The sequence below is a fragment of the Shewanella algae genome, from assembly GCF_009183365.2.
Taxonomy (GTDB): domain Bacteria; phylum Pseudomonadota; class Gammaproteobacteria; order Enterobacterales; family Shewanellaceae; genus Shewanella; species Shewanella algae.
The window spans coordinates 1,056,882-1,078,282 of sequence record NZ_CP068230.1 but is presented as its reverse complement, the minus strand read 5'-3'; the positions used below and the strand labels follow the sequence as shown (position 1 = coordinate 1,078,282).

General features: G+C 54.7%; 20 protein-coding genes. 10 read left to right on the top strand and 10 right to left on the bottom strand.

Annotated features, from left to right (window positions below; translation table 11 throughout):
• The first annotated feature begins 22 nt into the window (after positions 1-22).
• The 6 genes from gluQRS to E1N14_RS04820 all read left to right on the top strand — a co-directional run bounded on the left by gluQRS (position 23) and on the right by E1N14_RS04820 (position 5,288).
• Positions 23-892, top strand: a complete 870-nt coding sequence (gene gluQRS / locus E1N14_RS04845; RefSeq protein WP_025010050.1) for a tRNA glutamyl-Q(34) synthetase GluQRS — start codon at positions 23-25, stop codon at positions 890-892.
• A 113-nt stretch (positions 893-1,005) separates the two neighbouring features.
• Positions 1,006-2,391, top strand: a complete 1,386-nt coding sequence (pcnB, locus tag E1N14_RS04840) for a polynucleotide adenylyltransferase PcnB (protein WP_210736194.1) — start codon at positions 1,006-1,008, stop codon at positions 2,389-2,391.
• 1 nt (position 2,392) lies between these two features.
• On the top strand, positions 2,393-2,881 hold the full coding sequence (folK, locus tag E1N14_RS04835; RefSeq protein ID WP_028780164.1) for a 2-amino-4-hydroxy-6-hydroxymethyldihydropteridine diphosphokinase: 489 nt from the start codon (positions 2,393-2,395) through the stop codon (positions 2,879-2,881).
• A gap of 77 nt (positions 2,882-2,958) precedes the next feature.
• The gene (gene panB / locus E1N14_RS04830; protein ID WP_025010048.1) at positions 2,959-3,753 is read left to right on the top strand and encodes a 3-methyl-2-oxobutanoate hydroxymethyltransferase; all 795 of its coding nucleotides are present in this window, start codon (positions 2,959-2,961) and stop codon (positions 3,751-3,753) included.
• A gap of 19 nt (positions 3,754-3,772) precedes the next feature.
• Positions 3,773-4,618 (top strand): pantoate--beta-alanine ligase, encoded by an 846-nt coding sequence (gene panC / locus E1N14_RS04825; protein WP_025010047.1) that lies wholly within the window; start codon positions 3,773-3,775, stop codon positions 4,616-4,618.
• Between the two features lie 163 nt (positions 4,619-4,781).
• Positions 4,782-5,288: a DUF4124 domain-containing protein gene (locus E1N14_RS04820; protein WP_062793418.1), complete on the top strand. Its 507-nt coding sequence runs from the start codon at positions 4,782-4,784 to the stop codon at positions 5,286-5,288.
• A 1-nt stretch (position 5,289) separates the two neighbouring features.
• On the opposite strand, the gene E1N14_RS04815 is transcribed toward E1N14_RS04820, so the two are convergent.
• From E1N14_RS04815 to mpl, 5 genes are all read right to left on the bottom strand, one after another.
• Entirely contained in the window at positions 5,290-6,060 is a 771-nt protein-coding gene (locus E1N14_RS04815; protein WP_025010045.1) for an ABC transporter permease, read from the bottom strand.
• Positions 6,057-6,995 carry an ABC transporter ATP-binding protein gene (locus E1N14_RS04810; protein ID WP_025010044.1) on the bottom strand — a complete coding sequence of 313 codons (939 nt, stop codon included), beginning with the start codon at positions 6,993-6,995 and terminating at the stop codon, positions 6,057-6,059. The genes E1N14_RS04815 and E1N14_RS04810 overlap by 4 nt, the downstream gene beginning before the upstream one ends.
• 126 nt (positions 6,996-7,121) lie before the next feature.
• Entirely contained in the window at positions 7,122-7,652 is a 531-nt protein-coding gene (hpt, locus tag E1N14_RS04805; RefSeq protein WP_025010043.1) for a hypoxanthine phosphoribosyltransferase, read from the bottom strand.
• Positions 7,653-7,659: 7 nt separating this feature from the next.
• Entirely contained in the window at positions 7,660-8,301 is a 642-nt protein-coding gene (locus E1N14_RS04800; RefSeq protein ID WP_025010042.1) for a flavin prenyltransferase UbiX, read from the bottom strand.
• Positions 8,298-9,680 (bottom strand): UDP-N-acetylmuramate:L-alanyl-gamma-D-glutamyl-meso-diaminopimelate ligase, encoded by a 1,383-nt coding sequence (mpl, locus tag E1N14_RS04795; protein WP_025010041.1) that lies wholly within the window; start codon positions 9,678-9,680, stop codon positions 8,298-8,300. The genes E1N14_RS04800 and mpl overlap by 4 nt, the downstream gene beginning before the upstream one ends.
• Positions 9,681-9,934: 254 nt before the next feature.
• Here mpl and E1N14_RS04790 point away from each other — a divergent pair, with 254 nt between their 5' ends.
• Complete coding sequence (locus tag E1N14_RS04790; protein WP_062793419.1) at positions 9,935-13,069, top strand: DUF2339 domain-containing protein; 3,135 nt, start codon at positions 9,935-9,937, stop codon at positions 13,067-13,069.
• A 102-nt stretch (positions 13,070-13,171) separates the two neighbouring features.
• Entirely contained in the window at positions 13,172-13,633 is a 462-nt protein-coding gene (locus E1N14_RS04785) for a DUF1090 domain-containing protein (protein ID WP_025010040.1), read from the top strand.
• A gap of 38 nt (positions 13,634-13,671) precedes the next feature.
• Here the strand turns inward: E1N14_RS04785 and E1N14_RS04780 are convergent, their stop codons facing one another.
• The 5 genes from E1N14_RS04780 to E1N14_RS04760 all read right to left on the bottom strand — a co-directional run bounded on the left by E1N14_RS04780 (position 13,672) and on the right by E1N14_RS04760 (position 18,881).
• A complete protein-coding gene (locus E1N14_RS04780; RefSeq protein WP_062793420.1) occupies positions 13,672-14,949 on the bottom strand; it encodes an O-acetylhomoserine aminocarboxypropyltransferase/cysteine synthase family protein in 1,278 nt (425 codons plus the stop codon).
• A 128-nt stretch (positions 14,950-15,077) separates the two neighbouring features.
• Positions 15,078-15,692: a disulfide bond formation protein B gene (locus tag E1N14_RS04775; RefSeq protein WP_025010038.1), complete on the bottom strand. Its 615-nt coding sequence runs from the start codon at positions 15,690-15,692 to the stop codon at positions 15,078-15,080.
• A gap of 9 nt (positions 15,693-15,701) precedes the next feature.
• A complete protein-coding gene (locus tag E1N14_RS04770; protein WP_243887644.1) occupies positions 15,702-16,316 on the bottom strand; it encodes a thiol:disulfide interchange protein DsbA/DsbL in 615 nt (204 codons plus the stop codon).
• Between the two features lie 48 nt (positions 16,317-16,364).
• On the bottom strand, positions 16,365-18,125 hold the full coding sequence (locus E1N14_RS04765) for an aryl-sulfate sulfotransferase (RefSeq protein ID WP_025010036.1): 1,761 nt from the start codon (positions 18,123-18,125) through the stop codon (positions 16,365-16,367).
• 15 nt (positions 18,126-18,140) lie between these two features.
• The gene (locus E1N14_RS04760; RefSeq protein WP_025010035.1) at positions 18,141-18,881 is read right to left on the bottom strand and encodes a nucleoside-specific channel-forming Tsx family protein; all 741 of its coding nucleotides are present in this window, start codon (positions 18,879-18,881) and stop codon (positions 18,141-18,143) included.
• 230 nt (positions 18,882-19,111) lie between these two features.
• Between E1N14_RS04760 and E1N14_RS04755 the strand changes: the two genes are divergently transcribed.
• Both E1N14_RS04755 and E1N14_RS04750 read left to right on the top strand, forming a co-directional pair.
• A complete protein-coding gene (locus tag E1N14_RS04755; protein ID WP_062793421.1) occupies positions 19,112-19,822 on the top strand; it encodes a TetR/AcrR family transcriptional regulator in 711 nt (236 codons plus the stop codon).
• A gap of 231 nt (positions 19,823-20,053) precedes the next feature.
• The gene (locus E1N14_RS04750; protein ID WP_062793422.1) at positions 20,054-21,391 is read left to right on the top strand and encodes a Na+/H+ antiporter NhaC family protein; all 1,338 of its coding nucleotides are present in this window, start codon (positions 20,054-20,056) and stop codon (positions 21,389-21,391) included.
• Positions 21,392-21,401 lie beyond the last annotated feature (10 nt).

Here is a 21,401-nt window from a genome sequence, read left to right as displayed (position 1 = left end):
TTTTTTTGTCACTCAGCCCTTGATGAACAACACTTCCTACATAGGCCGTTTCGCCCCCTCGCCTTCAGGCTCTTTGCATTTCGGCTCTCTTGTTGCCGCCCTCGGCAGTTATCTACGCGCCCGCTCAAAGCAAGGGCAGTGGTTGCTGCGAATAGAAGATATCGACCCCCCGAGAGAAGTCCGCGGCGCAGCCGATGACATAATGCGCACCCTGGAAGCCTTCGGCTTGCACTGGGATGGCGAAGTGCTGTACCAGAGTCGGCGTCTGCAGGACTATCAGCAACATATTGATGCCTTATTGAGATCCAATCAGGCCTACTACTGTCAGTGCACCCGCAAGCAGATCCAGCAAAGAGGTGGTGTTTACGACGGCCGCTGCAGGGAGTTGCAACTCAAGCAAGGTGCCATTCGCATTCACAACCAACTGGCGGTTGCCCGGTTTATCGATGGCCATCTGGGTAAAGTCTGTGTCGACCCAGCCTTCGCCGCAGAAGACTTTATTATCAAGCGCAGCGATGGTCTGTACGCCTATCAACTGGCGGTGGTACTGGACGACGCCTTTCAGGGCATCACTGAGATAGTCCGCGGCGCCGATCTCTTGGAGGCCAGTTGCCGACAGATAAGCCTGTTTCGCCAATTCGGATTTCAGGAACCGGGCTTTTTTCATCTGCCGCTGGCCAGCACCCAGGCAGGGCTCAAGCTTTCCAAGCAAAACCATGCCACACCGGTGGATAAACGCCATCCACAGCCGGCGCTGCTGGCGGCACTCGAGTTTCTCGGCCAGGCGGCTGTCACGCCCCAAGCCGATGTGACTCAGATGTTGGCCCAGGCGGTGGCTCAGTTTGATCCAGACAGCATTCCCAAGCAGACAGAGATCCTCATCGTCCGCTGATATACTCATCGCCTGCTATTTGGTATATCATAGCCGCCAGTTTTTAACCCTTATTTTGCGTTAACGTTCCGAGGTGTCCCATTTTTCGCCGTATCAGTCAGTTTTGTAAGCAGTTGTTTGACGATGGTCAGACAGCCAAGGCTCAACAAGAAGACAACACAGACACAGGTTTGAGCCTGGAGGTTATCCCGCGCGATGGCCACAGCATTTCCCGCAGACAGATTAGCGAGAATGCGCTCAAGGTTTTGTACCGCCTGCATAAGTCTGGCTTTCACGCCTATCTGGTTGGTGGCGGCGTACGCGATCTGCTGCTGGGACTGGAGCCGAAAGACTTTGACGTGGTCACCAATGCCACTCCGGAAGAGATCAAGAAGCTGTTTCGCAACTGCCGCCTGGTTGGCCGTCGTTTCCGCCTGGCCCATATCGTCTTTGGCCGGGATGTTATTGAAGTGGCGACCTTCCGCGGCCACCACGGCAACAGCGAAGAGAAGATTTCCAAGGTCAATTCGGCCGGACGACTGCTGCGCGACAATGTTTATGGTGACATAGATGAAGACGCCGAGCGCCGCGACTTTACCGTCAACGCCCTCTATTACAATATTGCCGACTACTCCATTCGCAGCTATGGCGGCGGTATTCATGATCTTAAGGCCAGAACCCTGCGACTGATTGGCGATCCCGAGACCCGTTATCGGGAAGACCCGGTGCGTATGCTGCGGGCCGTGCGCTTTGCCACCAAGCTTGGGATGTCCATCGAAAAACGCACTGCGGCCCCGATCAAGAGTTTGGCTCCGCTGCTGAAAGATATTCCGGCGGCGCGTATGTATGAAGAAGTGCTAAAGCTGTTTTTCGCCGGTAAGGCGCTGAACAACTATCAGATGATGCGCGAATATCAACTGTTTGCGCCCATTTTCCCTCTGGTGGAAAGTCTGCTGCGGGACGACCCCAAGGGCCCGGCCGCCAGACTGCTGAGCGAAATGATGCACAACACAGATGTGCGCGTCGGTGAAGACAAGCCTGTGACTCCGGCCTTCTTCTATGCCGCACTCCTCTGGTATCCGCTGCAAAACCGCGCCCAGGATATCGCCTTGGAGAGCGGTCTCAGCCCCTATGATGCCTTCTTTGCCGCCATGGGCGATGTGCTCGAACAGCAGTGCCGTTCGGTAAGCATTCCCCGCCGCTTCAGCACTCCGGCGCGGGATATCTGGCAGTTACAGATGCGCTTTGAACGCTCTCAAGGGGGCCGCGCCTTCAAACTGATGGAACATCCCAAGTTCCGCGCCGCCTACGATCTCTTGCTGCTCAGAGCCAATGCCGAAGGCGGCAATCTGGCCAAGCAGGCCAGTTGGTGGCAACAGTTTGTCGAGTCTGATGACGAGCAGAAGCAACAGCTGGTGCGCAGCGGCAGTAAGTCCAACGGCAGCCGCAACCGTAACGCCAATCAACGCCGGCGCCGCAAGCCTCGTCGCCCAAGCGAAAAACCACAGGCGGCCGAGTAAGATGACCGGAGTCTATGTGGCGCTGGGCGCCAACCTGGACTCTCCCGAGCGCCAGCTTGACAGTGCTTGCCTGGCGCTGCAGCAGCTGGCACGGCAAGACAGCTTTCGCGTTTCATCCTACTATCGTTCGGTTCCCATGGGCGATGTTCCCCAGCCGGACTATGTCAACGCGGTGGCCTATTTCGAGACCGAGCTGGCGCCGCTGGAACTCCTTGACGCCTTGCAGGAAATCGAGTTGCAGCAAGGGCGACAACGCCTGGTGCGCTGGGGCCCCAGAACTCTGGATCTGGACCTGTTGCTCTACGGCGATAAGCAGATACAGACCCCAAGGCTCACAGTGCCCCACTACGGCATCAAGAGCCGCGAGTTTGTCCTCATTCCACTGGAAGAGCTCAATCCTTCGCTGGTGTTGCCCTGCGGCACCGGCATAGCCACGCTGATCACCAATGCCATGCGCCAATCGCTGCAACTGATCCACCCCTCAGGCTGAGAACCTGAGCCGGATCGTTGCAGTCCAAAGCCGCATGGCATATAACACCACTTCACTCGGTTAATAAGAAGAGCATTATGTCTAAAATCACCACAGCGACCCTGCGTAAATTCAAGCAGGAAGGTAGAAAATTTACCGCTCTGACCGCTTATGACGCCAGTTTTGCCGCCGCTTTTGACAGCGAAGGTGTAGACGTCCTGCTGGTAGGAGACTCATTGGGAATGGTTCTGCAAGGTCACGATGATACCTTGCCGGTCAGTGTCGAGGAGATGGCCTATCACACCCGTTGTGTTCGCCGCGGCATCAGCCGCAGTTTGTTGATGGCCGACCTGCCCTTCATGAGTTATGCCACTCCCGAGCAGGCGATGACCAATGCTACCAAGCTGATGCAGGCCGGTGCCAACATGGTCAAGATTGAAGGTGGCCAATGGTTGCTGGAAACGGTTTCCATGTTGACCGAGCGCGGCATTCCTGTCTGCGCCCACCTGGGACTGACGCCACAATCAGTGCACGTGTTCGGTGGTTTCAAGGTACAGGGCCGCGATGCCGACAACGCCCAGCGGATCCTGGATGAGGCCAAGGCGCTGGAAGGTGCCGGGGCCCAGTTGTTGGTACTCGAGTGCGTACCGGCTTCGCTGGCACAACAGATAACCGAAGCGCTGCAAATTCCAGTGATCGGCATAGGGGCCGGCAAGGATACTGATGGCCAAATTCTGGTGATGCACGATGTACTCGGGATATCCAGCGGCTATATCCCGCGCTTTTCCAAGAACTACCTTAAGCAGACAGGTGAAATCCGTGAGGCCGTGAAGGCCTATATCGACGAAGTTCAGCAGGGACAATTCCCCGCAGAAGAGCACACCTTTAACTGAGCCGGGGATTCGCCAGATTATGCTGACCACAGCCAAAATAGATGAGATCCGTGCCCGGGTACGGGAATGGCGCCAAAAGGGGGAAACCGTAGCCTTTGTCCCTACCATGGGCAATCTGCACCAGGGACATGTGAGTTTAATCCTCGAAGCCGCGCGCCGCGCCGATCACGTGGTGGCCTCGATTTTTGTCAATCCACTGCAGTTTGGCAAGAATGAGGATCTCGATGCTTACCCCCGCACCCTGGGCGCCGATCAGCAAAAACTGACCGAAGCCGGCTGCGAGCTGCTGTTTACCCCAACACCCGAGCTTATCTACCCCAAAGGGCTGGATGCCCAGACCTTTGTGGAAGTCCCAGGGATCTCCGATGAGCTTTGCGGCGCCAGCCGTCCAGGGCACTTTCGCGGGGTCGCGACCATAGTCTGCAAGCTGTTCAATATAGTGCAGCCTGACATCGCCCTGTTTGGCCGTAAGGACTACCAGCAGCTTCTGGTGATCAAGACCATGGTGACCGACCTGTCGCTGCCCATCGAGGTCATAGGGGTAGAAACCGTTCGCGAGGATTCCGGCCTGGCACTGAGTTCGCGCAATGGTTATCTCACCGAGGCCGAAAAGGCGCTGGCGCCCAAGCTCAAGGCAAGCATGGATAAACTGGCCGAGGCGATTGTACTGGGGCAGGATATCGACCAGGCCATCAGCAATGCCAAGGAGCTCCTGCGCGCCGCCGGGCTTGAGCCTGACTATCTGGAAGTGCGTGAGGCTTCAAGCCTAAAACCTGTGAGCAGCGATGACAAGTCGCTGGTGATCCTGGCCGCCGCTTATCTTGGCAAGGCTCGCCTCATAGACAATATGACGCTGTCACGCTGATATCCTTTCTTTAGGGAGGGGGAAATCTTCCCCCTCTTTCTTCCGAAGACCTTTTTCCAGGTCGCCAAAAAAATTTCCTTAGTCAAAAACTGGTCTTCAATAAAGGTTTGAGTCATATTGGTTACACTTGTTTTAGATATGTAACGAAAGGATTCCCGCCCCAATGTTGCCCGGACAGCCCAGACTCTGGCTCTTTGCTGCACTGCTGCTCGCTTCGCAAGTTCAGGCAGGTACCGTCTATAAATGTATCAAAGAGGACAAGGTAGTATTCAGCCAGCTTCCCTGCCCGCAAGCCTTCAAACAGCACAAGATTGAATATCAGTATGGCGTGACCACGGAAACGGCCGAGGGAGAAAGAGTTGATCCGCTGCAATCCCTTTTGGAGAACGACAGCCTGCCCGAAGACAAGCTATTGCAGCGACTGGAAGCCGAAATCTATCGGCTGCAGCAGGAAAACAGCTATCTGGAAATACTGCGGGCTAGCGAGCTACAAAAGCAGGAGCGGCAACGCTATTGGCAGAAACTGGAGCGGGAAGACCCCGCTTTTGTTGAACAACGCGGCAAGATAAACGCCCATTTTGATGAGCTCAAACGCGCCAATGATGACAAGATAGCCAAGCTGCAGCAACACAGACAGTTGCTGCAGCAAAAATCCGAGGCTCAGCCCTGAATCAGCTGCGCAGCCCTATCCCACGGGAGATCAGGTAATAGGCCAGCAACCAGAGACCCGCACAGAACCCCAGCATCACGCCAATAGACAGCGGCACGCTCATATCGGCAAATCCCAGGAAACCGTAGCGGAACACGTTGATCATATACACCACAGGGTTCAGCGCCGATACGCCACGCCAAAAGTCAGGCAACAGCGACAGCGAGTAAAACACCCCGCCAAGATAGGTCAACGGCGTCAACACAAAGGTGGGGATAATGCTGATATCATCGAAACTCTTGGCAAACACGGCATTGATAAGGCCGCCAAGGGCAAACAGCACTGAGGTCAGAAACACTGTGACTATCACCAATCCCAAGTGCTGCACACTGAGATCGACAAAGAACATGGCCACCAGGGTCACTATCAGGCCCACCAGCAATCCACGGGCGACACCGCCACCGACATAGCCGGCTATCATCACATAGTGGGGCACAGGCGCCACTATCAACTCTTCCAGGTTACGTTGGAACTTGGCGCTGAAAAAGGAAGATGCCACATTGGAATAGGAGTTGGTAATCACCGACATCATGATAAGGCCCGGGGCAATAAACTCCATATAGGACACCCCGCCCATCTCACCGATGCGACTGCCCACCAGATTACCGAAGATCAGGAAATACAGTGTCATGGTGATCGCCGGCGGTACCAGCGTCTGTACCCAGATGCGGGTAAAACGGGTAATTTCCTTGATTAAAATACTCTTGAAGGCAACCAGATACAGACCTCTCATGCCTGGCCTCCTTGGGCATTCTCAACCAGTTTCACAAACAACTCCTCCAATCGATTGGCCTTGTTACGCATGGATAGCACCTCAACCCCCTGCTCGCTCAGTAAACCGAAGACGGCGTTCAGGCTGTGGGACTTCACCAAGTCCACTTCCAGGGTCGCCGGATCGGTAAGCCTGACTGTGATATCGCCAAGTTTGGGTACCTCAACAAGCGGCTGCTTGATATCCAACACAAAGGTTTCCATATCCAGTTTCGACAGCAGGGATTTCATACTGGTGCACTCCACCAGTACACCCTTATCGATAATGCCTATGTTGCGGCAGAGCATTTCCGCTTCTTCCAGATAGTGGGTCGTCAGTATGATGGTGACGCCTTCAGCGTTTATTTTTTTGAGAAACTCCCACATGGAGCGCCGCAGTTCTATATCCACCCCGGCGGTGGGCTCATCGAGGATCAAAAGTTTGGGCTCGTGCATCAAGGCCCTGGCTATCATCAAACGCCGCTTCATGCCGCCGGAAAGCTGCCGGGATTGGCTGTTGCGCTTGTCCCAGAGATCCAGTTGCCTGAGGTATTTCTCGGCCCGCTTGTGGGCTTCGGCTCTGGGCACACCGTAATAACCGGCCTGGTTAACCACGATTTGCAGCACTGTCTCAAACTGGTTGAAGTTGAATTCCTGCGGCACCAGGCCGATACACAATTTGGCCTGCTCCAGTTCTTTATCCAGATCATGGCCAAAGACCCGCACACTGCCGCCACTCTTGTGCACCAGCGAGCTTATGATACCGATAGTGGTGGACTTACCGGCACCGTTGGGGCCGAGCAAGGCAAAAAAGTCGCCCTGAGCCACATTCAGGCTAATCCCTTTGACGGCTTCGACACCGCCCTTATAGGTCTTCTTAAGATTGTCCAGCTCCAACGCCAGAGCTTTGGTCGTCATAGATGTTTCTCCTAAAGAGCCTCCAATACCTGGGGTATCGGCAGCGGCCCGGGACGCAAAAAGCAAGACTCCCGCCGTGGCGGGAGTCCGTCTTACTATACAAACAAAGCCGAAATCACAGCTTGCTTACTCCTGCGGGATCACCTTGGCGATATAAGGCAGGTTGCGGTACTGCTCGGCGTAGTCGATACCATAACCGACCACGAATTCATCAGGAATAGTAAAACCGACAAAGTCTACCGGTACGTCGACTTCGCGGCGGTCCGGCTTGTCCAGCAGAGTACAGAGAGTCAGGCTCTTTGGCTCACGCAGCAGCAGCATTTCGCGTACCTTGTTGAGCGTGTTGCCCGAGTCAATCAGATCTTCGACGATCAACACATCACGATCGGCGATTTCCGACTGAACATCTTTGAGTATCTTCACGTCTCTGGAGCTGGTCATGGCATTGCCATAGCTGGAAACAGACATAAAGTCGATCTCTACATGGCCCTTAATCCGACGGCAGAGATCGGCCATAAAGACCACTGAGCCCTTGAGCAGGCCGACCATCAGCAACTTGTCGGCATTGGCATAATGCGCATTGATGCGCTCGGCTAATTCATCCAGTTTCTGGTTGATCTCTTCTGCCGAGATCATCACTTCGGTGGTGTGTTTCATATCACTCTCAATTGTCGATCTCACTGTCTTTGGGTTTGTCATAACCCCAGCGATCCGTTAATGCATGTTCGACACCCAGATGATCCAGGATCCGGGCGACCATGAAGTCTATCAGATCTTCAATGGATTTGGGATGATGATAAAAGCCGGGGGCGGCCGGCATTATGATGGCGCCCAGTTGGCTGAGTTTCAACATATGTTCGAGATGAATGGCGTTGAAAGGTGTCTCTCTGGGCACCAACAACAACTGACCGCGCTCCTTGAGCACTACATCGGCGGCCCGCTCCAGCAGGCTGTTACTCATGCCGGTGGCCACCGCGGCCAAAGTGCCGGTTGAGCAGGGACAGATCACCATCTGCTTTGGCGCCGCCGAGCCGGACGCCGGCGGAGAGAACCACTCATCCTTGCCGAGCACCCTCAGCTCACCGCCTTCGGGAAACAGTTTTCTGAGCTGCTCTGTGGCCTTGTCCGGTGCGCTGCTGAGTTTGAGCCCATGTTCCGTTGCCAGCACCACCCGAGCGGCGCTGGACACCATCAGAAAAACCCGAAACTCGGCCTTGAGCAAGCACTCCAGCAGCCTCAGCCCATAGGGCGCCCCGGAGGCGCCGGTCCAGGCGAGGCTGATACTCTTAATCTGCTGATATTTCACGCTTTGACCTCGCCACTTCTGGCTTTAAGGGCCTGGAGCAACTTTTGATGCAGACCGCCAAAGCCGCCATTGCTCATGATCAGCACGGTATCGCCGGGCTTGGCTTCACCACTGACCTTGGCCACTATCTCATCTATGTCGTGCAAAACCTGCACCGGCAGCGGCGCCGCCTCCATGGCCGCGGCAATATCCCAATCGATATTATCCGCCTGATACAACACGGCCTCATCGGCCAGGGCCATAGAGTTGGCCAGTGTGTCTTTATGCACCCCTTGCTTCATGGTGTTGGAGCGGGGCTCGAGCACGACAGTGATTTTGCCCTGGCCCACCTTGGCGCGCATCCCCTGAAGAGTAGTGGCGATTGCCGTTGGGTGATGGGCAAAGTCGTCATAAACGCTGACCTCATCTACGCTGCCCAGCAACTCGAGACGGCGCTTGGGCGGGGTAAAGTCTGCCAGTGCCTTGAGCGCATCTACCGGTAAGACCCCAACATGACGCGCCGCGGCTATCGCCATAGTGGCGTTGTCTATGTTGTGACGCCCAATCAGACCCCAGCTCAAAACGCCCTGGGATTTACCGCGGAAAAATAGTTCAAACTCGTGACCATCGTCTGCCAACATCCTGGCGCTCCAGTCCCCCTGGCCCGCTTCATGGCTCAAGGTTTCCTGCTCACTCCAGCAGCCCTTGGCTATCACGCCGGCAACCGCCTGGCTATCTTGCGGCCAGATCACCCGGCCATCCCCCGGCACGATTCTGAGCAGATGGTGAAACTGCTTCTGTATCGCCTTGAGATCGTCGAAGATATCGGCATGGTCGAACTCCAGGTTGTTGATCACCAAGGTTCTTGGCTGGTAATGCACAAACTTGGAGCGCTTGTCGAAAAAAGCGCTGTCATATTCGTCGGCCTCGACCACAAAGAAGGGCGACTCGCCCAACCTGGCCGAAATGCCGAAATTCTGCGGCACCCCACCAATCAAAAAGCCAGGTTGATAGCCGCAGGCTTCGAGGATCCAGGCCAACATGCTGGCGGTAGAGGTTTTGCCATGGGTACCGGAAACGGCCAATACCCAACGTTCGGGCAATATATGGTCATGCAGAAACTGCGGACCCGAGGTGTATTTCAGGCCGCGGTTGAGTACGGCTTCCACACAGGGGTTGCCGCGGCTCATGGCATTGCCTATCACCACGAGATCCGGCTCGGGATCCAGCTGTGACGGGTCAAACCCCTGAATAAGGTCTATCCCCTGCTGCTCAAGCTGGGTACTCATGGGTGGGTAAACATTGGCATCGGAGCCGGTGACCTTATGTCCCATGGCGCGAGCCAGCAGCGCTAAGCCCCCCATAAAAGTGCCACAGATCCCCAGAATATGTACGTGCATTAAGGCCATCCTTCTGCAGTGAGTCCGCTCGCCCCACGTTGGGCGAGTTTGCATGCCGCTCATTGTACCTATGCCACCGGCAAGACGCGAGAGGCCTCTGCCTGCTGTTCAGTTTTCTCTCATCTTCCCATGACAAATACGATAAATGGATAGCGGAAATTTCCCAAAACCTGAGCCGAACGCTGGTCAGGACAGAGCCGCGCGTTTAAAATGCCCGCAGCCGACGCAAATGCGATTAGCATCAGGAAAGCAGCATGCAGTTAACGGAAGAACTCCAACATCTCAGGCGCGAGCTTGAAGATCTCAAACTCAAAGAGACTAACCTGGAAATCAGGACAGATATCCGCCTCGACGCGATAGAACAAAGAATCGAGGCGCTGTTTACGGCCGTCAATCAGCTTGCCGAAGAGCAAGCTAAGCCTTTGGCGCCCAAGGTTGCCGAGCCGTCAGCAATACCTGGGCCTCAGGCCGAGTCAGTAGCCGACTTATCCTCCGAGTCACAGACCCAGCGCCAGGACGCCTGGCAGCGCAGGGCCGATATTCAGCCTATCGAGCACACCAAGCCGGCAAGGGCAGAGATGGCAGCAACGCCAGTTGCAACCCAAGCGCAAACCGCTTCGAAACCCACAGATTCGAAATCCTTCGCTTCGAAATCTTCCGCTTCGAAACCCACAGATTCGAAATCCTCCGCCGCCCAAAGAGTATCGCCCCAAACACAAGAGGGTCGAGGGCAGCAGACTCCCAACTGGGGGCGCAAGTTTGATCAGGCTGTGGCCGCTTTTTTTGCCGCTATGCTGAGCCCCCTGCTGGGACTCTTCGCACAAGCCAAAGATTTTTATCAGCACTATCAAGCCAAAGGTCAGGGCCCGGTATTTATGATGACCCTGGCCGGGATCATCGCCATGACCCTGGGCTTTGGTTATCTGCTGCAGTATTCCATGAACCACTGGCTGTCGGACACAGGAAAGGCCTTGACCGGCTTTGTCTGCGCCAATGGCATTCTGGCCTTGGGGGCCTTTATCCGCAAACGGCAACGAGCGATGGCCGATTTCGGCTCGGGTCTGGTGGGCCTTGGGCTGATTATCAACTATCTGTGTGCCTATTTTGTCGGTCCCTACTTCGAGCTGGTACCGGATGGCGTCAGCTATCTGCTGCTGTTGCTTATCACTGTGGCCGGTTACAGTCTGGCGCTGAAACTGGAAGCCAGAGTCATCAGCATAGTCGCCTTGCTGGGTGGCTCCCTGGCACCACTGATGCTGCTTTCCGGCAGTCAGGCGCCTTTGATGTATCTACCCTTCCTGCTGCTGATTGGCGGCTGCTCTTTACTCTTGAGTCACAAGATACGTTGGCCTGTGCTGCTGGAAACGACAGCCATACTGCACATCGCCTGTATCGAGAGCCTGAGTTTCTTTGTCGAGCTGCCGCTGCAAGGGCAAGGGATAATGGGAGTTCTGGCGCTCATCTCCCTGCATGGCCTCTTCTATGGTTATGGCCTTGGCAGTCTGTGGCTGTTTGGCCGGGAAGGCCTCAGCCACAGACTGCTGGCTCTGCCGGCGGCCTTGCTGGCCTTTTTAGTCTATAGCCTGAGCCAGTTCAGCCCCCATGCCGGCGAGCTGCTGCTGGCCAACGCCGCCGTGCTTATCGGACTGTCGCTCTGGCTTAAACAAGACAAACAGCTGCAGACGCTATTGTGGTTGGCCACCGGTGCCTGTCTCGGTTTTGCCGCACTCAGCCTACTCAGTGGTGAGCTGCTGGGGCTGGTGTTACTGCTCGAAGCCTTGCTGTTGATGTGGCTAGGTTGCCGAGAACAGCAAGCCTCGCTGCGAATCGAGGCCATCACCCTGCTGGCTCTGGGACTGGTCATCAACCTGTTGGCCCTTGGCGATATGATCAATGAAGCGCCGGCGCTCTTGTCACTGCCGCTGCTGGCTTGGGGGCTAAGCACGCTTACGTTATTTGGCTTTAACCAACTGCTGGGCAAACAGCCCGAGCTCAGCCGCTGGGAGCAACAACTGCTGCAGTTGGGACGCGAGCTTGCCAACGTGCTGCTGGTGTCTTTAGCCCTGGTTAGCGCCTGGCTGATAAGTGAAAGCTACTTCCTGGTGATAATTCCCGGATTGAGTCTGACCTTGCTGCTACTCGCGCGCAGGCAACAACTCAGGGTCAGCGAGGCCTTGGCCTGGGCCTTGTTGTTACCGCTGGCGGCTCAGGTCATCTTCGCCGCCGTGGATGTGCATAGCCTGAGTTTCCGCGCTCAGCCGCTGTATGCGCAAATCGCCAGGGTAGAGCTGTTCCTCTGTCTGTTACTGGCCTGGTATGCATACCGGCGCTTCCATCCCAAAGGCGAACTTAGGCGTTTGGCCTGGTACGCTCGCCTGGCCTGCCTGGTGCTCTTGCCACTGCTGTGGCTGCCCAAAATCGCCCTTCGCTTTGAAGATTGGCTGGCCCCGGCCTTGTGGTTATCCTGCTTTGTCAGCTTAGTATTGGCCCGCAAGTTCAGGCAGCCGATACTGAAACGCGAAGCGGATGTACTGCTGGTGCTGGCTATAGCCCAAACCGCTTTTGCCTGCCTGGCAGGACAATGGCCCGGGCTTATCGCACTGCTGCTGGGCAGTATCTATTCCGGTCTGCTGCTGTGGCGCTATCCATCCTTGCCAAGGCTCTGGCAAGGCCCCTGCCGACTCGGCTGGCAGTTGTCACCCTTCTATGGCGCCCTGCTGCTGGCGGTGGTCAGCCACAGCCTGGAGGTCTTGTTCAGCCACACGTTGGCACTTAGCAGTGTGGTGCTAAGCGGCTACTTTTTTATCCTGCTCAGCCGCAAACCGCTCAAGGCCCTGCGCCCGGGTTACCCCTTTGCCTTTGCCAGCTTCTTTATCGCCTTGCTGCTGCCCTGGATTACCTGGCTCGACAGCCTGCAATATTTGCAGCTCGATGTCCTGACCCGACCCTCTGAACCTTGGCTGATGGCGCTGGCACAAGCTTGCAACCTGGCCTTGCTGGCGCTGTTTATCCGTAAACGGCCATTGGCCATGAGACGCTATCGTCAGCAGTTGCCGACCAATATGGTGTTTATCGCCTGGCATGCCCTGTTGCTGCTGGCCTATCTGCCACTGGCCTACCAGATGCCAACCGGATTCGATGCCACCTTAAGCACAGTGCTCATGGTGTCCCACGGCTGCAGGCTGATGTTCCTCAGCCTGCGTCCCGGCTGCCAGATTATGCTCAAACTGGCCGCAGGTCTGTTTGCCATCAGTTGCCTCAAGGTATTGCTGCTGGATATGGCCGCCGCCGATCTGCTGCAAAAGATCATCGTCTTTATGCTGATTGGTGCCTTGCTGCTCGGGGTGGCTTACTTCTACCAGAAGTCCAGAGCCCGGCTGTCACAATAAACCAACTCAAAGGCGCCTGCGGGCGCCTTTGGGATAGGTCTGACAGCTATAGATTGAAGGTTTTGCTAGAATGGCGGCCTCTTACTCCATCCTTGGTGATTTATGAAACTGACCCACATAGCCCTATTTTCCCTGGCTCTGTTTTCGCTCCCCGCCCTGGCCGGTGGTCATTGCGCCAAAAAAGAAGCCGAAATCGAAAAGCAGATCTCTTATGCCAAAGAGCATAACAACAGCCACAGAGTACGGGGGCTGGAAACGGCGCTGGCCGAAGTCCGTGCCCACTGCACTGAGGCCGGTGAAATCAAAAAACAGCAAGATTCACGCGATGAATTGGCAAACAAGATCCGTGACAAGCAGGATGATATTCGCGAGTTACGTGAAGAGCTGGCCGAAGAGCGCGCCGAACTGAAGGCCGATATCGCCGAGGCCGAGCGCAAGGGCAAAGTCGATAAGGTCGCCAAATATCAGCGAGAACTGGCCGAGGAAGAGGCTAAAACAGCCGCCAAGATCAGCGCCAAAGAGGCTGAAATACGTGCATTGAAGTCCGAGCTGGACGCCAGATAAGTATTAGCCCCGCTTGACGAGGCTTTTTGATGATGTCATCAAGCCTGGGAGGCTTCCAGCGCCTGGGCCACATCGCTGATGATGTCGTCTATATGCTCAATTCCCACAGAGATCCGGAGCAGATCTTCACTCACCCCGGCGCGAGCCAACTCCTCGGCGTTGAGCTGCCTGTGGGTCGTGGTGGCAGGGTGACAGGCCAGTGACTTGGCATCGCCTATATTCACCAGACGCAAGATCATCTGCAGCGCATCGATAAAGCGCCCGCCGGCCTCTTTGCCCCCCTTGATACCAAAGCTGATAATGCCGGACGCCTTACCCGAGGTGATTTTGTCGCAATTGGCCTTATAAGGGCTGTCTGCCAGGGCGCCATAATTGACCCAGTTAACCAGCGGGTGGGACTGCAGGTAACTTGCCAGCGCCTCGGCATTACTGCAGTGGCGCTCCATCCTCAGGCTCAAGGTCTCCAGCCCCTGCAGCAGTAAAAAGGCGCTGTGTGGTGATAGAGCCGCGCCGGTATTACGCAGAGGCACCACCCGGCAACGGCCGATATAAGCCGCCGCGCCGAAGGCTTCGGTATACACCACCCCATGGTAGGAGGGGTCCGGCTGATTGAGCACCGCAAATCTGTGTTTATTGACGACCCAGTCAAACTTGCCCGAATCGATGATCACCCCGCCCACTGTGGTGCCGTGGCCACCGACATACTTGGTGAGCGAGTGGACGACGATATCGGCGCCATGTTCGAAGGGGCGGCACAGCACAGGGGTCGCCACAGTGTTATCCACCACCAAGGGCACACCATGTTTGTGGGCAATTTCTGCCAGACGCGCGATATCGACAATATTGCCGGCGGGGTTGCCTATGGATTCACAAAATACCGCCTTGGTACGTTCATCAATAAGCGACTCCAGGGTATCGAAGTCATCGAACGACGCCATGCGCACCTCAACCCCCTGGCGCGGCAGAGTATGGGCGAACAGGTTATAGGTGCCGCCGTAGAGCTGGCTGCTGCTGACTATGTTGTCGCCCACTTCCGTCAGCGCCTGCAGCGCATAGGTGATGGCCGCCATTCCAGAGGCCAGCGCCAGCGCGCCAATGCCGCCTTCGATGGCCGCCATTCTGGCTTCGAGCACGGCGTTGGTGGGGTTCATGATGCGACTGTAAATATTGCCGGGCACCTTGAGGTCAAACAGATCGGCGCCGTGTTGAGTATCGTCGAAAGTATAGGACGTCGTCTGATAGATGGGCACCGCCGCCGACTTGGTGGTGGCTTCCGATTCATAACCATGGTGCAACGCCAGGGATTCCAGTTTCATCTCGCGCTCCTTGATGACAGATAATGCTGACTGAATGAGCAATCAAACTAACAGATAGACATCTGGATGTCCAAATAAAAAGAAACCACCCCTGAGGGTGGTTCTTGCCAGGCGCGATTAGCTGCCTGTTATGGCTTGGCCTTGAAGCTCGCCAGCCAACCCACTATCGCGCCGCCCAGGCCGATGGCAAACACTGAGTAGGCAATGATGCAATAGTGCGCCATATTCATGCCAAACAGTGACCAGTCATCTTCACCACAGCCGCCGGTAGGAGCGAACTCAAATGGCAGCCACTTATCCAGCGGCAAGCCCAGAGGGAAGTGCGGCTCGGTGGAGCAGGCAGAGCCTGCCGCCGAACCTGCCTCGGCGAAGAAGTCCATCGACTCATCCACTACCAGGTGCGCGGCGTCGTGGATATTCATCAGTTGAATCGACCAGGCCATTCCCTGAATCACGCCGTAGAGTGCCAGGGCAACACCCAAGGCCTTGAGCACGTGGTTCTTCGGATTGATCAATATGATGGCACCGGCCAGCACTATGCAGCATTGGCTGAAGCGTATGTAGACGCACAGCTCACAGGGATCCATCTCCAGAAACACCTGAAAGTAGCCCATGGCGGAAGCCAGCAAAAATACCGCCGCGCCCAGCATTATGCTCCAGAGTATTCGCCCCTGTTGCCAGCGGGCCAAAGTCGGGACAGGCGCCTGGGTAAATTCCCGAAAAAGCGAACTCAATTTATTCATCCGTCCCTCCTACTTGGCAGCCAGTTCGGCCACCAGTTCATCGAGCATCTGCATGCTGCGAATAGACTTGGTGTTAATCAAGTACTTGCCATTGACCACCAGTGCCGGGATCCCCTGGATCTTGGCGACGTCCACACCTCTGTCCCATTTGCTCAAGAGTTGTTGCACCTCAGGGCTATTCTTGGCCGCTTCAAAACCGGCGCGATCCAGGCCGGCTGCTTTGAGGCCAAAGTCGATGGCTTCATCGGCGGAGGCAAAGCGGGCCTTGTCATCGTGATACTTCTTGTAGAATGCCATCTTGGCGGCCTTGAAAGCCTGTTCGGATTGGGTTTGAGCATAGGCCAACACCCAAGCCTTTTCCTTGCCAAGGGGCGGCTTGGTGGTGATGTGATAATCATCGAAGGTTACCCCCTTGGGCAGGTTTTTCACCATGCCGGGGATCACTGACTTGTCGTACTTGTAGCAGAAGGGGCAGTTGACCGAATACACCTTCACCACTTGGTTGGGTGCATCAAAGCTGGCGGCCCCCAGCAGTTGATAATGCTCGCCTTCGTTATATTTGGCAGCGGAAACAGAGCAGGACAATAACAGGGCACCCAGTGCCAACAGACTTTTCTTCATCATGATACGGACTCCAAATGGGCGGCAGCCCGGCTGCCGCCACAAACACAATTAACGATTGAACATGCTTTCAGGGTGAACCACGGTAGAGCGATAGCCAGGCTCATGTTTCATCAGGGTCTTCACCTTGATTTCGACCTTGACCTCATTGGTCTTGGGATCCACCTCGGTGATCCAATGCTCGGGAGCCTTATCCCCTTCCAGCAGTCCGGCCGAAGCCGAGGCCATGAACATGGTCTTGTGATCCGCTTGCCACTCTGTGATGGAGGTGATTGGGCTATACCACTCGTACCCCCGCTCTTTGCCGTACTCCCAGGTCTGCTGCACTGTCATCTTGCCCATGTCGACCTTGTACTCGACGCCACGGGAATACTTCATGGTCGGCAGCGCAGGTTGTTCCAGACCGCGGCCATCACCGTTGTCAAACACTGTGACTGTGCCCCTGTCCGGTACCGGCCAGGCGGTGTGCTGAGTCCAGGTCCAGTCAAAGTTGCCTTCGCAGCCCTTGGCGTCACACTTGAGTGCCCGACCTTTGGTATCAACGGGTTTCAGCACCTTGGAGGCCAGTTCTCCTTTCCAGCCCTCGGGAGTGCCCAGGATCCACTTGACCTTGTTATCACGGCCAACCTTGATCACCGCAGACTGGTGGCGCGAGCTGACAATGATGCTGTCATCGGCCGGGTCATAACCTATGGAGTTGATATGCAGCCAGTTGCGGCCGGTTCCGACCCCGGCAACATCGCCGTAGGGTTCGCTGGCCAGCTCTTCGGCGGTCTTGGTTTCACCGGCCTTGGAGACATCCACGTTCAGACAGACAGCACCCATATCCAATGACTTGAGCACAGTGTCACGCATAGGGTCGAGTATCTTGTTGAAGTCCCAGACCTTAACGACATCACCGTTCTGATCCACTTCAATCACATGGTCGCGCACTGTATCGACCTTGAGGCCATCCGGCGTGACATAATCACGCTTTCCCACCCTCAGCAGCAGGTGGCCATTGGGCATTTCGGTGATCTCATGGGAGAAACCATTGAACCCCCGCGGGAGTTCGCGTTTGAAGATAGGCTTGCCGATAAAGTCATACTTGGCGTAGTAAGGCACCTGGAACCCTTGATGCAACTCAAACATCAGCCCCTGGCCAAAGATCAGCTTGCCATCACGGGTCTGCTTGAAAGACATGGAGCCGCCCGGACGGTCATAGATGACATCGCTGTTCAGATGCCAACGCACATCGCCGTTGGTATCTATGATGTTCTGGGTCGGGATCCAGTCCCAGTGGTCACGGATATTGGGCGGGATCACCTGCCCATCAACCAGATAGAATCTGTCTTCAAAGCCTTTGGCGACTTTGACCGGCTCATACTCGTACTGGGTGCGGGCATTGCCATCGATATGCAGGTGAGGCAATGCGCTGGTGCGGATCTTGTATTCCTCGGTCACTGGCTTACCGGCCAGTTTGTAGCTGACCTCAACCCGGTTCAAATAATCGGGATAGAGGCCAAATACCGGAATACCGCTGTGGGTGTTGAGTTGAGTCAGTCCCACAGGGTACTGAATATCAATCCCTTTCTTTCCCTTGCCTTTTACTTTGACCTTGACATCACTGATGGACTTGCCACCGAGATCTATCACCGCCACCAAAGGGCTGAACTTATATGGATCCACATAGACATAACCCAACTGCCCCTGAGGTACGGCGCTGGAACTGGTACCTGGCAGATCGCCACCGGCAATGACCTGGGTTGAGAAACCCGTCAATGTCAGACTGGATGCCGCCAACATCAAATAACACAGTCTCTTCATTTTCATCTTGTTACCTTCCAATTAGAGTTGATATTGCAGGGAATAAAAAATAGCGTCGTGATATCCTTGTTTTCCTAAGTTATTTTCCGCATATCGATAACTCAGAATAAAACTCAGATTCTTGGTGAAAGACCAATTAACAGATAACGCACCATTAAAACCAAAATCCTTTCCATCACCAGATAAAACTAAATAATCATCTTCGCGATTAAAGAAGTGTTCTTGCCACCAGGTTAATTTAAAGTCTTGCTTAAATAGATTTAGCTGATGGCTTGCCAAAAAATAAACATAGCCACCGTTAAAACCACCTTCAAAATTGGCATCAAAACTTTTATAAGTGGCATCGACAAAATGTCCGGCCAGTGCAACCTGCAGATAGGTGTCGCCATAACTCTTGTCCCAGCTCAGTCCCAACATGGTGTTGGTTTCTCCCCAACTGGGTTTACTCTTGTCAAATACCTGACCATAGAGGTTCCAATCTGTCGTCCCTAAGTTGATCTGGCCGATCACATTGATCTCTGTACCGTAGTAAGCCCCATCATCCGGGTCTTCCCACTTTACTTGGCCATAGATATCGCCATAGTCGTTGGCAACGGCGCCTTTAAGTGTGATAAAGGGGTTATTGTCTTTGGCTTCGCCAAAATAACCAGATGCCTTGGATTGCCAATCCATCATCCCGGCTTCGACCGCCAGCATAGCTGCCTGACAGGTGCCACTAAGGCAGGCAGAGATAATTAATGGGTATATCAACTTTTTATTCATATTCAATCCTCCTTCCCGACTCGAATTAATTATTTACAGAAGCAGAAATGAATAGGTGAACTGAATCACAGGAAAATAGAGCTTTTATCTTTTTGTTAAAAGCTTTAATAAGGATCATCAAAAAATAAAATTTTATTTTTTGATGAGCGAGATCACAAAGAGTTAAACGGAGCGCAACAAGACTATCGCAATTATTTATAATGAGCTAAATCTTGCTTGAGTATTTAATTATGAATAAACCCGAGCATAACCGTATACGGGAAGCTATTTTGGATTTGGCAGAGTCTGTTATTGCCAAAGAAGGAATATTGTCACTGAAAGTATCAGATATCACCAAGGGGCTTGGCATATCCACGACCCTGTTCTACAGCATCTTTAAGACCAAGGAAGATATTCTGGTAGCACTCACCTGCCGCGCCTTTGATCAAGTGTTGGGGCTACGTTGGTGGCTCAATCTGGAAAGCTACTCAGGGCTGGAGAAATTTATCGCCTATATTCTCAATGAGATCCAATTTACCGAGACTTACAGCCTGCGCAGTTCTATCTCCACCATCTCCTGTAACAGGTTGATCTTCAACAAGGCCAGTGCCACTTATCTGCGTAACCTGAATCGACTGGCAATGGAGTATTGGGAGACTCCAATTCAGCTGCTGTCCCAGGCCAAAGAGCAGCAGGAAATACAGGCCAACGAGGTGCAGATCCAACAGTTTTGCCATCTGTTGTGTACCTATCTGAGAGGCAGGGAGTTGGTGGGGAACACCTATGCCGGCAAGGAGTACAGTCAGGATGTCAGGTTTGATAACGCCCGGCTGCTCACTCAGTTGCTTAAAGAGTTGTGTCCCGGCAAAAGGCTTAATCCCAAAACTCTTACCAGAGCGCAGCAACTACGCCGCGAATTACCCGGGCACAGAGTTCAGCGTCAGCAACAGACAAACGGCTGAACTCATTCCCCCATTCGATTATTAGGGCGGCGGTCAGGATTTAAGCCGCACAGTGCACAAAATCAACATAGAAGTAAAAACATCTAGACGTCTAAATTGACAGACGACTGGCTATCCCCTATCCTTTCGCCTAATTTGTCAGGAGATGATGCCGTTAAGACAATGCAACTCAGCGAGTTTGGCTGCTGCGGAGGGAATCCCCGGCCGAACGTGATTCACAGAGAGTAGATTTTGACCCAGAACAACACTTCTCCGGCCGTTAAAGCTCCGGCCTCATTTGTGGCACTACTGCCATTGTTTCTGTTTCTGGCGCTGTTTATCGGTGCCGGGGTCTATTTCCAAAGCCAAGGGGTAGACTTTGCCTTCTATCAGTTGCCGAGCCCGATAGCGATATTACCGGCGATTGTACTGGCCATTTTGCTGTCCAAGCAAAAGCTCAACCAGACCATGAACACCTTTATGGCGGGGATAGGCCACAACAACATCATCGCCATGTGCCTAATCTATCTACTGGCCGGTGCTTTTGCCGCCGTGGCCAGTGCCACTGGTGGGGTTGATGCCACAGTTGCCTTGGGGCTTAAGCTGATCCCGGCCAATCTGCTGCTGCCCGGCTTTTTCATTATCGCCGCCTTTATCGCCACCGCCATGGGCACCTCCATGGGCACGATTGCCGCCGTGGCTCCTATCGCCCTCGGGGTTGCCGATCAGGCAGGGATTGAACTGCCACTGATGGCGGGCTCTGTGATGTCAGGCGCCCTGTTTGGTGACAACCTGTCTATTATCTCGGATACCACTATTGCCGCGACCCGCACCCAGGGCTGCGAAATGAGAGACAAGTTCCGTGAAAACCTGATCTTTGCCATTCCGGCGGCGATTGTGACCCTGTTGCTGTTCGGTTTCCTCTCTTCCGGTCAAGCCGAACTGCCACCACAGGAGGTCGACTTTGTTAAGGTATTACCTTACTTGAGTATTCTGGTGCTGGCCGTCGCCGGGCTGAACGTGTTTGTGGTACTGGCCATCGGCATTTTGCTGGCCGGGATAACAGGGTTTGTCACTCAAGATTACTCGCTGCTGACCTTCGGTAAGGATATCTACAAAGGCTTTGGCAATATGCAGGAGATCTTTATCCTCTCCATGCTGGTTGGTGGCCTGGCGGCCCTGATGCAGCAGCAAGGTGGCCTGAGCTTTGTCAGCCAGCAGATAGAGAAGCTGATAGCCCGTTTCTCCCGCGCCAAGGGTGAAGCCTCCTGCCGCGCCGCCGAGCTGGGGATGGCGGGGATAGTGGCTTTGACCAACTCCTGTGTGGCCAACAATACCGTCTCTATTGTGGTCAGCGGCGATATCGCCAAAGATCTGGCAGCCAAACATGGGGTTGCCCCGAAACGCGCCGCCAGTATTCTGGATATTTTCGCCTGTATCATTCAGGGGCTTATTCCCTACGGTGCCCAGGCATTGCTGATAGCTTCCCACTTCAAGATCTCTCCCTTGGAAGCCGTTGTCAACACCTGGTACTGCATGATCCTGGCCTTGGTTGCCGTGGTGATTGTGATACTGCGTCCCCGCAGTTAAACTAGCGGGC